Below are 14,575 nucleotides of genomic sequence, written 5' to 3'. Positions count from 1 at the left end.
ACTGCAGGGTAACTATGCAGGCCACGGGTTCTGGTACGTGGAGTTGTTCAGTTTCACTTCCCTGGAAGACAACGTCAGCTGGATCTGCAGGGGCTGCTCATTGGCGGAGTTAAACGTTTCTGCATACTCTACGCAATAGGCATCCGTAAATTTCAGTTCTTTGAGCCTTGACATGGAGTCGCGCCGGAAGAAAGTGATACTGCCATTCTTGGTCTGGGTGTTGGAAATCATCCAGTCAAACAAACTGGTTTCACCGGCGGATTCAATCAGCAGGTTAATGGTTCCTCCTTTGGGGCGTGCGGCAGGTTTTCCATTATGGTCTGTGTTTTGGGTAAATGAAAACCGGCATTCCAGGATATTCATTTCTTCCCCATCGATGTTGAGAACAGCTTTAAAAGACATAATTAATCTGGTTAACAAGTCCGTTGTAAGGCACAACAGACAGGCACAAAAATATGGTATACGACATGAAAATACACTTTTCTGTTTATATGCAGAAAAATGGAAGGTTATTTTTAAGGACAGGAACCAAACACTGGCTTAGTAAGGATTTGGGGGATGCCAGTAATATAATTTTAAATAGCTATATAAGATCAAACGCCTGTGCAAAACTGGTCAGGTCGTAACTGGACTGTGCGCCAATCTTCGCTTTGATATTCCGCCGGTGGGTAACGGCTGTCTTCTCCGAAATGCCCGATTTTTCGGCAATCTCCACTGCACTTAATCCCAGCGCCAGCAAACGCAGAATTTCCTTTTCCCTTTTGGTAAGGGAAGCAAAAATATGCTGGTTACGACGCAGGAAGTTGTTTTCGTCCAGCAGCCGGTTTACCTTTCGCGTAACGTGATGCAAAGGATCAATCGGAATTACACAGGTAACCACATGTGTTGGCATTCCGTTGGCATCCCGCATAAATACCCGTGTAGATCCCAGGTGCCAGACCCAGTCGCGCGAAGCTGCTGTCCGGACCTGTTGAAAAAAGGTCACGGTCATGTTTTCTGCGGCCGGTGCATCCAGCATCTTAATCAGCTTGGGCAGATAGTCGGCAACATCATGAGGATTAAAAAAAGTGTCATAATAGCCGGCGCCCATTTCCCTTAAGGCCTCCAGCGTAATATCCAGTTCCTGGCAACCCCGTGGCGACATATACTCCACATAGCTCTTTACCACATTCATCACTATTACCACCACCGGAAGATCCTGATCCATGGCTTTTAAAGCATTCAGCTTCTCCTCCAGCCCGGATCCGTCATTATTAAATGCAGCGTGCTCAATCATGTACCTGATATAAATCTTGTATAGGAATTGTCCCCTGATGTTGGTTGATTATTATGCTCTCTGGAAACAAATGTAGGTAAAAATAAGTAAGGGTCCCATTCACGAAAGAAGAGACCCTTTTTTGGGGATAGAAAATACGGTGATTGACTAAATCAGGTGGATGACTTTATAATAGAATGAGTTAAAATCAGATAATTTTCACAAAGATATGTTAAAGCTAAAGCCTTTCAAATACCTACATGTGAGTATTTTTAAAAAAATAATCAGACCTTCCCCTCATGAACACCAGCCCGCAACATTTCCTGCAAAGCCTTGCCCATATTGCCCCACTCAGCGAAGCTGCCATGGCCCTGTTCACCAGTAAAGCAATTCTTCAGATGGTAAAAAAGGATGACTATCTGCTACGGGAAGACCAGCACTGTCAATACATCTGGTTCGTGGAAACCGGCGCCTGCAGGACCTTTCACGACCACAATAACAAAGAGGTCAATACCGGTTTTTACTTTGAAAATACTTTCTTTACACACCTGTACAGCCTGCGTAACAACGTGCCGGCCGACTATAACATCCAGGTGATGGAAACCGGCTGCCTGTGGAAATGGCATAAAGATGATCTGTTCCACCTCTATCAGCAATCGCCCGAAATCACCGCCTTTGGCCGGCTGTGGCTCGAACACCTGTTTATTATGCAGGAAACACGTACGCACTGGCTACAAAGGAATACCCCCGAAGAACGGTACCAATCCATCCTCAAGGATCAACCCGAACTGTTGCAAAGAGTATCCCTGACACAACTCAGTTCCTACCTGGGCATCTCCCGGGAAACCATTAGCCGTATCCGCCGCCGGCTAAAGTAGCAGTGCAATGAGATATTCATATGAGGTAAAGTCCGTATTATGTGACGTTTGACACAATCCCTTACCTGACGGGCCGCTACCTTTACCCTGTAAAACTAACGGTCATGACTATACCCGAACAAAAAGACTTTATCCGTCACTACATTGATACCGTCTGGAACCAGGGCAATACCAGCTCCCTGACGCAATTCCTCCACCCGGCATATGTAGATCATTCCCTGCCACCGGCATTCCCGGCAGATGCGAACGGCCTTCGGCAATGGATTGCATTAACACACGAATCTTTCCAACCGGCAACCGTAATCGAAGAGCAGGTCGATGAACCCGGCAGGTGTATCCTTAGAATCAGCATGCACATGAAACACATCGGCCTATGGCGGGGTATAGCCCCCACCGGCCTTACCGTTACCATTCCCGGCTATCGCTGCTTTCGATTGCAGGATGACAGGATCATTGAACACCGGGCATTGATTGATGGGAATGCGCTGGAGAAAAAACTGCAAAAAGGGGGGGAAGGAAGTAAGTAAAGCCGAAGGATTACCCGCACGTACTTCATATTACCTCCGCGTCATCTGCTGTCAGGTTATGCGAGATGATCCCGTTCAACACCTGCACCGAAGCGGCGGACCTTCCGCCGTCTTCCGCTGTATTCATCACATAATCGAGGAGTTGGTCAATGGTGGTGGTAGCCACATGCATACGGGTATCGGAGGAGGCATAATAGATAAAGACACGGCCATCATCGTCGGCGATCCAGCCATTACTGAAGAGTACATTAGACACATCGCCCACCCTTTCTTCTCCTTCCGGCGCCATGAAATAGCCGGCGGGCTTATATATCACCAGGGAAACATCCGCCAGATCTGTCATAAACAGGTAGAGCACATAACGAAGTCCCGCAGCGGTATGGCGTACCCCATGCGCCAGGTGCAGCCAGCCTTTGGCCGTTTTCAGGGGAGCCGGGCCCAGACCGTTCTTGGCTTCATACACGGTATGATACTGTTTTCCATCGATCACTATCTCCTGTGTAATTTCAGCGGCTTCCATGGTAGCCGCCAACCCGAAACCGATACCACCGCCACTGCCCGTATCAATAAACCCATCCTGCGGACGGGTGTAAAAAGCATACTGCCCGTTTACAAACTCCGGATGCAATACCACGTTCCGTTGCTGGGGCGACGGCGTTTTCAGGTCGGGTAAACGTTCCCATTGCACCAGGTCGCGGGTGCGGGCCAGTCCGCAGCGCGCGATAGCAGCCGACTGGTCGGCAGGAGGAGCATCCGGATCACGGCGCTCCGTACAAAACAATCCATACACCCATCCATCTTCATGGGCTACCACACGAATATCATATACATTCGTGTCGGGTTCATTGGTCTCCGGCATCGTGACCGGATGCGTACGAAAACGGAACCCCTCTACACCGTTATCACTTTCGGCTACCGCAAAAAAAGACTTCCGGTCCGTTCCTTCTACCCGCGCGATCAGCAGGTACCGGCCGTTTAACCTGATAGCCCCCGCATTAAATACACCATTGATACCAAAACGTTCCATGAAATAAGGGTTACAGGATTTCCGGAAATCATATCGCCAGGTAAGCGGTGTATGCATGGCCGTTAGTACGGGATACCGGTACCTGGTATAAACACCATTTCCCGGTTCCATTGGCTCGTTCCTTCGCTGCAACAGTTCATCATATGCCTGTTGCAAGGCAGCTTTTCGGTTGTCAAAGTTCATAAGTGGTTATTAGTACTGTTTTCATATAATAGGATGACCGTGATCACGGTGCAGGCATGCGCTTACCGCAGGAGCAGGTCCCCGGCCGTAAACATTGGCAATAAAGTGTGTAAGTGGAATGAACATGCGAACGGTCCATTGATAAGATGCAGCTATATCAATTCTCCCGAAAGCCAAAAAATCCAGTGTTGCAGCAGCACTATTACCCCATCGGCGCTGCTGTGAAAAAAACCATCCGCGCATCCGGATCGTTTTTCCCGACAATCATCACCTTGTGATAATATTCATCTCTTCCTGTTCTCCCTTGCTGCCACAACTCCCGGAAATAATATACAGGTACCATAAGCCAGGTACCGGAATGTTTTAACAGGTATACTGCTCTTCGTCACAACGTGGGCTTATTCATTACAAATATGGGTTTATTTTAAACACACACTTAATACTTTTTTATCTATTAATTGTACTTTGATAATCAGGTGTGCAGTTAAAAATACATGTACTATATACACTTATAAAGCTATAACTACTATTAACAGATACATACAAGGGAATATGAAAAAATTGTATTTTACATCCGGACGCATTATTTTTATAATGCTTTTTTAGCCGTATAAACAATAAAAGCCACTTTAATTTAATAGCAGACCAGGTATTAACCAATACTTTGCATTCCACGTTACGTCATAAAAACTGTGTTCATGAAGAGTAAATTACTCAGAGAAATTACACCGCTTACACAAAGTGATTGTTTCACCTTATTCTCCAGGGAGAAAACTGATTTCGATTTTCCGTTGCATTACCACGATGAATTTGAACTGAACTTCCTCCGGCATGCCACCGGCGCCAAACGCATTATCGGGGATCATATAGAAGAAATCGGCGACCTGGAACTGGTGCTGGTAGGACCTAATCTGCAGCATGGCTGGTTTAACAACAATCATAACGGCGGCCCGATCAAGGAAATCACGATCCAGTTTCACAGGGATCTCTTTGACGACAAGTTTCTGCAGCGCAACCAGATGACCTTCATCAAAAATATGTTTGAACGTTCGCTGCGCGGTATTCTTTTCTCCACAGAAACAACGCAGCAGATCATGCCCCGGCTGATCCGGCTGCCCCAGCAGCAAGGCTTTGATTCTGTGCTGGAGCTAATGTCTATCTTACATGACCTGTCTACCAGCCGCAACATGCGGATTCTCTCTGACTCCACCTTTGGGAACACGGAATCATTTTCCTACAATAGCCGCCGTGTGGAAAGAATCATGAACTATCTGAACGCCAATTTTGATAAAAACATTTCTCTCGGGGAAGCAGCACGACTCGCTGCCATGACGGAAGTTGCGTTCAGCCGTTTTTTCAAAGCGAAGATTGGGAAAACTTTTGTGGATACCCTCATCGAAATCAGGTTGGGACATGCTTCCCGGCTACTCATCGAAACCACGCATACCGTTAATGAAATCGCCTATAAATGCGGGTTCAATAACATCTCCAATTTTAACCGCATCTTCAAAAAGAAAAAAGATTGTACCCCAAAAGAATTCAGGCAGGCCTATACCTCCGGCACCAGAACTTTTATCTAGCCAGGTCTTCTTTTTTTTCGGGATTAAGAACATGCCATAAATAGAAAAACCGTTATGCGATACCGGGAAAACTGTTCTGTTTTCAGGGGTACCTGTAGCGCTGTTGTTATTCAGCCAGAGCCCACTCCGACATAAGCCGTATCTTATAGGTACTGCTTACAGGGCGCTGACATAGGGGGGAGATGGCGCTTATATAGGGCTTACCTCCTGAAAATAGCCATGGTGGCGCAGCTCAGAGAACGAAAAAAGCCGTTTTTTACCTGTTTTTACCTGTTTCATTGAAAAGTTGAAGTCGCAAATCACCCGCTGTGAGCGGTATTTCTCCGCTTTTACATGTACTCTTTTGCCCATATATCCACGTTTAAATCTGCAAAACTCCCGGTAAATGCGTACCTTTGCGCCTTCATGCAGACTTCTACTTTATTAAAGCCGAATTGCTACGTAAATGATGCCGCTTTTGACTGGTTATATCCTGAAAAAATGCAGCAATTATCAAGACGGCACTGGACACCACTCAGCATCGCTAAAACAGCGGCACGTTTTCTTGCAAATGAGCCCGGAAAAAAAATCCTGGATATTGGTAGCGGAGTAGGTAAATTCTGCCTGGTAGGCGCCCGGTTTTACCCGGAATCCAATTTTTACGGCATAGAACAACGGAAAGAATTGTATGAATATGCGCAGGAAGCGAAGGCGGCCACGCAAGCACGGAATGCAAATTTTATTCACGGCAATTTTACACAGGAAGATCTTTCTGCGTACGATGGTTTCTATTTTTATAATTCTTTTTTTGAGAACCTGGTAGATCAGGATCAGATAGATAACAATGTGGAGTATTCAACAAGTCTCTACAATTATTATAGCCGCTTTCTGTTTAAGAAACTGACAGGCAGTGCCAGCGGCACAAGACTGGTTACTTACCATAGTCTTGAAGATGAAGTTCCTCCCTGCTATCAGCTGGTGGATGCTTCCTCGGATTTAATGTTAAAAATGTGGATCAGAAGATAGGAATAAGTAATACAAAAATTAACACAATGACTACAGACGAACATGCTTTACAGATCATCGCGCAACTCAGTACCGCAACGGATTATCAGCAGGCAGACCAACTCCTGTTGAGTGTAAAAAAAGAACAAGCTGTTTTATATAAAGAAATCTTCACTTCCCTCCTGGAAAAAATAGAATTACTCTCTCCACTGGAATGCAATAGTTTGCAATGGAGCATGTACCGTTACACGCTCATGCATGTACGTAAATGCATTACCATGGAGCCAGCCTGCTGATCAGGCGCTGATAGCCAGCTTTTTGCCGATGGCAGTCAACAGGGCTTCCGGCGCAAATTCTTCCAGTAAGTACAGATCAATAAAGTCGTAGCTGATTTCCAGTGAAGGCGTAATCAGATAGATCGCCGGCACAGGTACATCTGCATTTACACCGGAAACACGGCCCCAGATAGGGTCTGACTCCCTGTAAATGCCTGCTTTCCGGGCAATGCGGTGCTGTGCATCATGTACTACATCGAAAGGAAGACCTTCGGGATATATGGTGTTGAAATGTTTTTTGTCTTCGCTGGACAATACCAGTAACCGTGCGCCTGCTGCGGTAATAGCAGCATGGGTAGCTTTCAGTTGTTCGATCAGCCGATCGGCATAACCGTTCCAATGCCAGGAGTAGAACGCTATTACCAGCGGCTGCAGTGTTAAACTATGCAGCGATGCACCGGAATGCGCATTATTCAGCAATGGACCCGCATTGATCACACGTGCTTCTTCTATAAAAAATTCAGGAAAAAAGCTGCCTGCTTTTGCCGGGTTAATTTTCTCTCTGTTCTTTACCGGGCTGGGGAAGTTTTCCGGTGTAGGCTGCTGTAAGTAGTCGGCGTATCTGTAAAGTGATGACATATTAAAGGCTTTAATAATGGCTGATAAAATGGCCGCTGTTATAGGTTTGGTGAATATCTTTCAGTATCGTATCACAAATATAGGGAGAATATTTTAATTACCCTACTATTCCTATAGACTATTAGGGAATTAAAATATAAATAATTGGTTCCTAATAACTTTCGCCGAAAAAAAAGTCTCTTTTTTTGGTCAGGATAAGCCGGCATGATATATTTACAATAGAAGAGAAGATCATTTATACGTTTCCCCGCAGCGGCCGTTGCCCATAAAAACAGGCCGCTGATTATACAAATACTGATATATGCTGCTGAAACACAGACTATCGCTCGGACAAATCTTTTCCTTCACCTGGAAAGTAGACCTGATGCTCCTTGGATGCTGTACCCTGGTATACTTCCTGGATTCCCGCTGGCTGGCACAACATATCAACATTCCCGTAGCCGTATCCACCGTACTTGGTACCGCCATCGCCTTCTTTATCGGGTTCAATAATAACCAGGCCTACGACCGCTGGTGGGAAGCCCGGAAAATATGGGGCGCCCTGGTAAACGATTCCCGTAGCTGGAGCCGGTCTATGCTCAATTACCCTTCCCCCGATGCTACCCCGGAAACCAAAGCCCTCATCCGGCACATGATTTACCGGCACATCGCATTTATATACGCGCTTAAAACCGCCCTCCGCAAAAGGCCCGACGACTATTACACCCGCTACCTGACTGCAGAAGAGATTGAAGCCGTTCAAAAACAAAACAATATCCCCAACGCCATCCTCAACCTCCAGACCCACGACCTGCAACAACTCCGCGCCTCCGGCAGCATCGATGGCTTCTGTTTTTTAGAACTGAACCAACTCCTGGTAAAACATTGCGATAGCATGGGACAATCCGAAAGGATCCGGAACACCGTTTTTCCACCCAGCTATGTATATTTTACCCAGATGTTCATCTGGTTCTATGTGATCATGAACACGCTTATGATGACGGAATCTATCGGCGCATGGGCCATTCCCTTCGGATGGATGTTTGGCTTCGTATTCCATGTAACCCATCTCAATGGCATTACACTCATGGATCCCTTTGACTTTCAACCACTCGCCATACCACTCGACAGCATCGCCAGAACCATCGAAATCAATATCATCCAGTTACTGGGCGACGAACCCGTACCCGCACCCGTACAACCCAGACAGGATGGTCTTTATGTAATGTAACCAACACCGGAAACGCATTCACTTTGTAATACGTAATTCCTTATTTTTACATCTATGACGTATGACCAATTATGTAATCTATATGCCCAGTCAGTTACCCTCAAGATACTACGGGCACGTAGCGCGCCGATGATGCTGTCATTTTTTCACTACACATTCAAGGAAAAGAATCATACCACCATTCCAAATGTGGAACTGGTAACCCGCTTATCAGACTACCTGGGCGTAACCGGTTACCGGGCTACAGATGACGAAATAGACGCCACCAGCCTGCTTGAAAATGACGATGAAAAAGCCAGAAAATATATAGAGCAATGGAGCAATAAAGGTTTTCTCCGCAAATATCCTGACGACGACGGCGTAGATATCCACGAACTCAGCAGCGATATGGAAAAAGTGATGCACTGGGTATCTACCCTCCAGAAACGCGAATTTGTGGGCACCGAAAGCCGCTTCAAAGACATCTTCTCCAAACTCAAAGAACTGATTGACCAGAGTAACAAAGACCCGGAACAAAGGATCCAGGAGCTGGAGAAAAAGAAATATGAAATAGAACAGGAAATAAAAGCTATCACCATCACCGGTAAAGTACAGGTGTTTGATGATACCCAGATAAAGGAAAGATTTTACGATGTAAACCGCATGTCGCGCGAACTCCTTAGCGATTTCAAAGAAGTAGAACAAAACTTCGAACAGATCACCCAGGAAATATACCGCAAACAAAGCGAAAGAGACATCGCCAAAGGCGCCCTGCTGGCCTACACCCTGGACTCCTTCGAAGCACTGCGGCAGAAAGACCAGGGAAAAAGCTTCTATTCCTTCTGGCAGTTCCTCATGGACGAAAACAAACAGGAAGAAATGCGGGAACTGATAGAAAAACTCTATCTCCTGCTGGAAGACCGGAACATTGAATACAAAAATGACCGCTTCCTCAAAAAACTCAAACAATTCCTCCATGCTTCCGGCAAAAAAGTAATCGACGCCAATAAAAAACTGAGCGATAAACTCAGCCGCGTACTCGGTGAAAATAATCTCACCGACCGCCGCAAAGCCATGGAACTTATCAACGACATCCGCCAGCTGGCGTTCCAGTCGCTCGATAACCAACCCGGAGAAGAATTTTTTATTGAGATAGAAAGCGATCCTGAACTGGACCTCCTCGACCGTTGGGATATGGCCGACGAGAAAAAACCAAACCTCGAAGTGGAATTCCCTGACGGAATGGGTGGCACCGAATTTGACGACAACGACCTCAATGCACTATTTAACCATTTTAATATAGACCGTGCCCTGCTGGAAGACCGTATTTCCGCTCAACTGGAAAACAAAAAGCAGGTCAGCCTGAAAGAACTGGTAGACATTTATGGCGCCGAAAAAGGGCTCACAGAACTCATTACCTATTTTTCCATCGCCAGCCAGTCAGCTCACCATATCATCCTGGAAACCCCGGATCCGGTGATGCTGGGCAGCCGTACCATCAACATGCCGATGGTACTGTTCACAAATTCACAAAACTAAAAACATGGCCGAGAAAAATATATCTCCCTTTGCACACGTGTTTCTAAAACTCTTGCAGGGACCTGTATACGAAGAAGATAAATCTTACTGGAAAGATCTCCTGGGATGGCAGACAGAACTCAGCAAATACCTGCAGCAAACCGGCCTCCAGCTGGTGATCAGCGAAGCTGATGGCTTCGCCCGCATCGTGCAGCCAGAAGCAGATGAAACCACCGAAAAAGCACTGCCACGCCTAATGCGCAAAACACGGCTTACCTACGAAGCTACCCTGCTCTGTATCGTACTCCGCGAAGCCCTCGATGAATTCGATATCCAGGGAAATGGCACCCGCCTGTTCATGACCCAGAAAGAAATCAAAGAAAGACTTGCCCTCTTCTTCAAAGAAAGACACAACAAATCAAAACTGCTGAAAGATCTCAATAAACCCATCAACAGCCTGCTGAATGTAGGCGTGCTGAAAACTACCCGGGAAGACGCAGCCAACAAGGAACTGCATCAATACGAGATAAAAAGGATCATCAAAGCACTGGTGAATAACGAGAAACTGGAAGAAATAAAATCAAAACTGAAACTGCATGTCCACCCTGTTCAATAGCGACTCAAAAGAAAGTGGATTCCGGTTACATTATCTCGAAATCTATAACTGGGGCACTTTCCACAATAAAATATACCGTCTCAATACCAATGGCAATACCTCCCTGCTCACAGGCGCCAACGGTAGCGGCAAAACAACGCTCATCGATGCCCTGCTGACACTGCTCGTGCCAGCCGGCAAACGCTTCTATAATCAATCGTCCGGTACAGAACAACGCAAAGACCGTGGCGAAGAATCTTACTTCTGGGGTTACTACGGAAAAACATTTTCCGAAGACTCCCTCCAGTCGAAAACAGAACAACTCCGCCACAAGGAAAATAACCCGTACTCCGTACTGCTGGCGTACTTTTACAACGCCGCCACGATGCACCAGATCACCCTCGCACAGGTGAGATGGCATTCCGGAGAACTGAAAAGACAATACATCGTATCTCCCCATAAACTCAATATCAACGACCATTTCGGTAACGGAAAATTTGATATCAAAGGAGACTGGAAAAAAAGACTGCGCCTCGAATTTCCCAAAACGGAAATTACCGACAGCTTCAAAGAATACTCGGCCCTGTTCAGCAATATCTTCGGACTGAGAAGCGAAAAAGCACTCTCGCTCTTTAACCAGACCGTAGGTATCAAAGTACTCGGAGATCTGAATACTTTCATCCGCGGACAAATGCTGGAAGAAACAGATGCAGAAGCGGAATTCATCAAACTGCGCGAAAACTACGACAGCCTCCTGTCCAGCCATCGCGCTATCGAAAAAGATGAAACCCAGCTTAAAATGCTGGGGCCTATCATCGATAATAAAACCGCCTGGCAACAACTACAGGACCGCAACCGCGAACTCCAGATGCTCCAGGATATACTGCCCACCTGGTTTAACAAACAGGAAAAAGATATCCTAGAAAAAGAACTGGAAATACTACAGAAAGAACAAACCGTTACCACCAGCGCGCTCTCCGGTATCAACGAACACCTGCAATCGCTCAACCTGCGCAAAGATGAACTGATTGCCCAGAAAGCGAATAACAGCGTTGATGAACAACTCCGGTCTATCGAAAAATCCATCCACTACGAACAAAAGGCCCTCGAAGCCAAACGTAACAAGATGGAAGAATACAATATGCTGGCAGACCGGCTGGAACTGGCTCCCAACCCGGATGAACAACAGTTCCACGAAAATATCACCGGCGCAGAACAACTGAAAGGCGGACACGATAAACAACTGGAAACATTACAGGAAGAAATCTTTCATCATAAAAGCAGCCTCGCTGCAGAAAGATCACAAGCCTCCCGGCTGGAAGAAGAAATTGACTCCTTCCTCCACCGGAAAAATAATATTCCCTATGAACTGATCCGCATCCGGCAGCAACTGGCAGAGATGCTGGATGTACAGGAAGATGACCTGCCGTTTGCCGGAGAACTGATCCGTGTAAAAGACGCAGAAATCCACTGGGAAAACGCCATCGAAAAAGTACTGCATAACTTCGGACTACGACTGCTCGTTCCGGAAGAGTATATCATGGATATCAACCGGTATATCAACAGCAACAACCTGCAAACCCGCCTCGTATACCACAAGGTAGAAGAAGAGAGTTACACCATGTTGCGCATGCCATCCGAAAAAGAAAGCCTGTTACAGAAAATAGATATCAAACCCGGTACCATCTTCAAAGAATGGCTGCAAAGCCAGTTGCTCGACCAGTTTGACTATACCTGTACAGACGATATGGCCGTATTTAACCGCTCACGCAAAGCCGTTACTTCCAACGGACTAACGCGGCAGGCTACACGCCATGAAAAGGATGACCGCCCTAATCGCGGACAAAAAAATAACTATGTACTGGGATGGAATAATAAAAATAAACTACGCCTGTTAAAAGAAGAACAGGACGAGTGCAATAACAACATCGCCACCATACAACACAGTATTTCACAACTGGAAGACAGCCGCAAGGCCGTTACCACTATCAATACCCTGCTGAACGCATTCCTGTCGCTCCGCAACTACAGCGAAATCAGCTGGCAATCACATGCCGGCGTGATTGAATCTTTCACCCGTGAAAAAACACAGCTGCTCCAGACCAGTGATAAATACCAGGTGATCTGCGATCAACTGGACGATATCACCGCACAACTGCACGCCAGGGAAAAAGAGAAAGAAAGAACCCTCCAGGAAAAGGGCCGTTTGGATGATAAAGCCGCAGAAAAGCTTCGTCATTTCAATCAGCTGAAGGTGAATAAGCTCGATGATATTTCGCTGCAATACATCCTCGAATACCTGACAGACCTGTCGCTCACCGAACCGGCGGAAACAGCCATCGAGCTGGCATCTTACCGTAAAAGGGCAGACGACAATATGAAAGCGACCATGCAGGACGCCATGCGGCAGTCGGCCGAAAAAGAAGCAGAGATCACCCGTCAGCTGTCTGCTTTTGTGATGCCGCCCAAAGCGATTCACGATGCCTACCCCGACTGGCTCGGCGATGTTACCGACCTGCAACCGCATGTAAAATACCTGGAAGAATTTACTTCCCTGTATGAGCGCATCAAATTCCAGCGACTGATTGAACATAAAGAACGGTTCCGTAAATACATGGACACCAGTATGCTCAATGCCATCACCAACTATCGGGCATGGATATACGGACAGGAAGACCTGATCCGAGAAGTGATGGAAGACCTGAATGAACCGCTGCGTAATATCACCTTCAATAAAAACCCGGATACCTATCTGCAACTGGAATGCAGACACGTAAAGGATGTGGAGATCCGCAACTTCAAAGAGAAACTGAGCAATGCCGTACCTGATTCCTTCAAATATCACCAGGAAAAAGATGAAGCCTACGGTGACGAGTTGTTCAATAATATCAAACTGCTGATCACAGAACTACAGCAAAATGAAGCCTGGCGCCGTAAGGTAACCGATGTACGCAACTGGCTCGATTTCGGCGCCAAAGAGTTCTATATCGCCGATAACAAAGCCTTCAAATATTATGAAGATACGGCGAGTCTTTCCGGTGGTGAAAAAGCCCAGTTCACATATACCATTCTTGGTGCAGCCATCGCCTACCAGTTTGGTATCAATGAGGCCAACCGCCAGCACCGCAGCCTGCGCTTCATTACTGTGGATGAGGCTTTCAGCAAACTGGATCCTGAAAAGAGCCACTATCTTATGGAATACTGCGGCCAGCTGAATTTACAGCTCCTCGTAGTAACGCCACTGGATAAACTGAATATCGCAGAACCTTATATACATGCGTGTCACTTTGTGGCCAATAAAAATAAACGGGATTCTGTGGTGTATAATTTCACCATGGAAGAGTACCGGGACAGGAAGAAGGAATTTGAATCTATGGCAGTGATGTCGTAATGATGAGTTACCCGCCTTTGAAAAAAATTCGGGGAGATAGAAGTGGATACATCCGCTTTTATCTCCCCGAAATCATTTATATCCACAAAGCAGTAAAATCCTGCTACGTACAATCGCCGCAGACGATCCGGCCGCTACACACTTTCCTCCAGTAACATCCCTGCATTTACAGGTTCGCACTGTGGATCCATTCCCATCTGCTTACGTCCCCATTGACTCAGCAACGTGATAAACGGCAATAATTCCCTTCCGGTATCAGTTAAATTATATTCTACGCGGGGCGGTACTTCCAGGTATACGTGCCTTGTTACCAGTCCGTCTTCCTCCAGTTCCCGCAACACCTGTGTCAGCATTTTAGGCGTTATACCGGTCATGGACCTACGTAGTTCACCATATCTTCTCACCCCCTCTCTCAGGTGGTAAATAATCCTTCCTTTATGCTTGCCGCCTATTCGTTGGAAAGCGTAATCAACTGCGCAAATGGTGTCTGTATGAATGTTTTTTTCAGATTTCTTCATTTTTTTAGCATTGATT

At 46.4% G+C, this 14,575-nt stretch carries 15 protein-coding genes; 9 read left to right on the top strand and 6 right to left on the bottom strand.

Annotation, left to right across the window (positions count from 1 at the left end; all coding sequences use genetic code 11):
• Window positions 1-12: 12 nt before the first annotated feature.
• Window positions 13-402: a type VI secretion system tube protein TssD gene (gene tssD / locus BMW79_RS05990; RefSeq protein WP_089891854.1), complete on the bottom strand. Its 390-nt coding sequence runs from the start codon at window positions 400-402 to the stop codon at window positions 13-15.
• A 181-nt stretch (window positions 403-583) separates the two neighbouring features.
• Complete coding sequence (locus tag BMW79_RS05985; protein WP_089891852.1) at window positions 584-1,276, bottom strand: helix-turn-helix transcriptional regulator; 693 nt, start codon at window positions 1,274-1,276, stop codon at window positions 584-586.
• A 278-nt stretch (window positions 1,277-1,554) separates the two neighbouring features.
• Here BMW79_RS05985 and BMW79_RS05980 point away from each other — a divergent pair, with 278 nt between their 5' ends.
• Both BMW79_RS05980 and BMW79_RS05975 read left to right on the top strand, forming a co-directional pair.
• Window positions 1,555-2,133 (top strand): Crp/Fnr family transcriptional regulator, encoded by a 579-nt coding sequence (locus tag BMW79_RS05980; RefSeq protein WP_089891849.1) that lies wholly within the window; start codon window positions 1,555-1,557, stop codon window positions 2,131-2,133.
• Between the two features lie 104 nt (window positions 2,134-2,237).
• Window positions 2,238-2,660: an ester cyclase gene (locus BMW79_RS05975; RefSeq protein WP_089891846.1), complete on the top strand. Its 423-nt coding sequence runs from the start codon at window positions 2,238-2,240 to the stop codon at window positions 2,658-2,660.
• A gap of 25 nt (window positions 2,661-2,685) precedes the next feature.
• Here BMW79_RS05975 and BMW79_RS05970 read toward each other — a convergent pair whose 3' ends face one another.
• The gene (locus tag BMW79_RS05970; RefSeq protein ID WP_089891842.1) at window positions 2,686-3,870 is read right to left on the bottom strand and encodes a glycoside hydrolase family 130 protein; all 1,185 of its coding nucleotides are present in this window, start codon (window positions 3,868-3,870) and stop codon (window positions 2,686-2,688) included.
• Between the two features lie 698 nt (window positions 3,871-4,568).
• On the opposite strand from BMW79_RS05970, the gene BMW79_RS05965 reads away from it, so the two are divergent.
• On the top strand, window positions 4,569-5,450 hold the full coding sequence (locus BMW79_RS05965; RefSeq protein WP_089891837.1) for a helix-turn-helix domain-containing protein: 882 nt from the start codon (window positions 4,569-4,571) through the stop codon (window positions 5,448-5,450).
• Between the two features lie 189 nt (window positions 5,451-5,639).
• On the opposite strand, the gene BMW79_RS33830 is transcribed toward BMW79_RS05965, so the two are convergent.
• Window positions 5,640-5,801: a hypothetical protein gene (locus BMW79_RS33830; protein ID WP_177192057.1), complete on the bottom strand. Its 162-nt coding sequence runs from the start codon at window positions 5,799-5,801 to the stop codon at window positions 5,640-5,642.
• 129 nt (window positions 5,802-5,930) lie between these two features.
• Between BMW79_RS33830 and BMW79_RS05960 the strand changes: the two genes are divergently transcribed.
• Together BMW79_RS05960 and BMW79_RS05955 are read left to right on the top strand one after the other, a co-directional pair.
• Complete coding sequence (locus BMW79_RS05960) at window positions 5,931-6,455, top strand: class I SAM-dependent methyltransferase (RefSeq protein ID WP_245752393.1); 525 nt, start codon at window positions 5,931-5,933, stop codon at window positions 6,453-6,455.
• A gap of 26 nt (window positions 6,456-6,481) precedes the next feature.
• Window positions 6,482-6,730 (top strand): hypothetical protein, encoded by a 249-nt coding sequence (locus BMW79_RS05955; protein ID WP_089891834.1) that lies wholly within the window; start codon window positions 6,482-6,484, stop codon window positions 6,728-6,730.
• Here BMW79_RS05955 and BMW79_RS05950 read toward each other — a convergent pair whose 3' ends face one another.
• Window positions 6,731-7,348, bottom strand: a complete 618-nt coding sequence (locus BMW79_RS05950; protein ID WP_089891832.1) for a redoxin domain-containing protein — start codon at window positions 7,346-7,348, stop codon at window positions 6,731-6,733.
• Window positions 7,349-7,649: 301 nt separating this feature from the next.
• On the opposite strand from BMW79_RS05950, the gene BMW79_RS05945 reads away from it, so the two are divergent.
• From BMW79_RS05945 to BMW79_RS05930, 4 genes are read left to right on the top strand one after another with little or no spacing between them, the layout of a single operon-like run.
• Complete coding sequence (locus BMW79_RS05945; protein ID WP_089891829.1) at window positions 7,650-8,558, top strand: bestrophin family protein; 909 nt, start codon at window positions 7,650-7,652, stop codon at window positions 8,556-8,558.
• 54 nt (window positions 8,559-8,612) lie between these two features.
• Window positions 8,613-10,076 carry a DUF3375 domain-containing protein gene (locus BMW79_RS05940; RefSeq protein ID WP_089891827.1) on the top strand — a complete coding sequence of 488 codons (1,464 nt, stop codon included), beginning with the start codon at window positions 8,613-8,615 and terminating at the stop codon, window positions 10,074-10,076.
• 4 nt (window positions 10,077-10,080) lie between these two features.
• On the top strand, window positions 10,081-10,671 hold the full coding sequence (locus tag BMW79_RS05935; RefSeq protein ID WP_089891824.1) for a DUF4194 domain-containing protein: 591 nt from the start codon (window positions 10,081-10,083) through the stop codon (window positions 10,669-10,671).
• The gene (locus tag BMW79_RS05930; RefSeq protein ID WP_089891821.1) at window positions 10,652-14,041 is read left to right on the top strand and encodes an ATP-binding protein; all 3,390 of its coding nucleotides are present in this window, start codon (window positions 10,652-10,654) and stop codon (window positions 14,039-14,041) included. Before BMW79_RS05935 ends, BMW79_RS05930 begins: the two co-directional genes overlap by 20 nt.
• 134 nt (window positions 14,042-14,175) lie before the next feature.
• On the opposite strand, the gene BMW79_RS05925 is transcribed toward BMW79_RS05930, so the two are convergent.
• Window positions 14,176-14,559 (bottom strand): winged helix-turn-helix transcriptional regulator, encoded by a 384-nt coding sequence (locus BMW79_RS05925; protein WP_089896793.1) that lies wholly within the window; start codon window positions 14,557-14,559, stop codon window positions 14,176-14,178.
• Window positions 14,560-14,575: the final 16 nt, after the last annotated feature.

Source organism: Chitinophaga arvensicola, assembly GCF_900110835.1.
Taxonomy (GTDB): Bacteria; Bacteroidota; Bacteroidia; order Chitinophagales; family Chitinophagaceae; genus Chitinophaga; species Chitinophaga arvensicola.
This window is presented reverse-complemented; position numbering and strand designations above follow the sequence as displayed.

What these genes read in the sequence shown, in the direction of transcription:
- tssD (WP_089891854.1), bottom strand. Translation starts at nt 402, where the DNA reads ATGTCTTTTAAAGCTGTTCTCAACATCGATGGGGAAGAAATGAATATC.
- BMW79_RS05985 (WP_089891852.1), bottom strand. Translation starts at nt 1,276, where the DNA reads ATGATTGAGCACGCTGCATTTAATAATGACGGATCCGGGCTGGAGGAG.
- BMW79_RS05980 (WP_089891849.1), top strand. Translation starts at nt 1,555, where the DNA reads ATGAACACCAGCCCGCAACATTTCCTGCAAAGCCTTGCCCATATTGCC.
- BMW79_RS05975 (WP_089891846.1), top strand. Translation starts at nt 2,238, where the DNA reads ATGACTATACCCGAACAAAAAGACTTTATCCGTCACTACATTGATACC.
- BMW79_RS05970 (WP_089891842.1), bottom strand. Translation starts at nt 3,870, where the DNA reads ATGAACTTTGACAACCGAAAAGCTGCCTTGCAACAGGCATATGATGAA.
- BMW79_RS05965 (WP_089891837.1), top strand. Translation starts at nt 4,569, where the DNA reads ATGAAGAGTAAATTACTCAGAGAAATTACACCGCTTACACAAAGTGAT.
- BMW79_RS33830 (WP_177192057.1), bottom strand. Translation starts at nt 5,801, where the DNA reads ATGGGCAAAAGAGTACATGTAAAAGCGGAGAAATACCGCTCACAGCGG.
- BMW79_RS05960 (WP_245752393.1), top strand. Translation starts at nt 5,931, where the DNA reads ATGCAGCAATTATCAAGACGGCACTGGACACCACTCAGCATCGCTAAA.
- BMW79_RS05955 (WP_089891834.1), top strand. Translation starts at nt 6,482, where the DNA reads ATGACTACAGACGAACATGCTTTACAGATCATCGCGCAACTCAGTACC.
- BMW79_RS05950 (WP_089891832.1), bottom strand. Translation starts at nt 7,348, where the DNA reads ATGTCATCACTTTACAGATACGCCGACTACTTACAGCAGCCTACACCG.
- BMW79_RS05945 (WP_089891829.1), top strand. Translation starts at nt 7,650, where the DNA reads ATGCTGCTGAAACACAGACTATCGCTCGGACAAATCTTTTCCTTCACC.
- BMW79_RS05940 (WP_089891827.1), top strand. Translation starts at nt 8,613, where the DNA reads ATGACGTATGACCAATTATGTAATCTATATGCCCAGTCAGTTACCCTC.
- BMW79_RS05935 (WP_089891824.1), top strand. Translation starts at nt 10,081, where the DNA reads ATGGCCGAGAAAAATATATCTCCCTTTGCACACGTGTTTCTAAAACTC.
- BMW79_RS05930 (WP_089891821.1), top strand. Translation starts at nt 10,652, where the DNA reads ATGTCCACCCTGTTCAATAGCGACTCAAAAGAAAGTGGATTCCGGTTA.
- BMW79_RS05925 (WP_089896793.1), bottom strand. Translation starts at nt 14,559, where the DNA reads ATGAAGAAATCTGAAAAAAACATTCATACAGACACCATTTGCGCAGTT.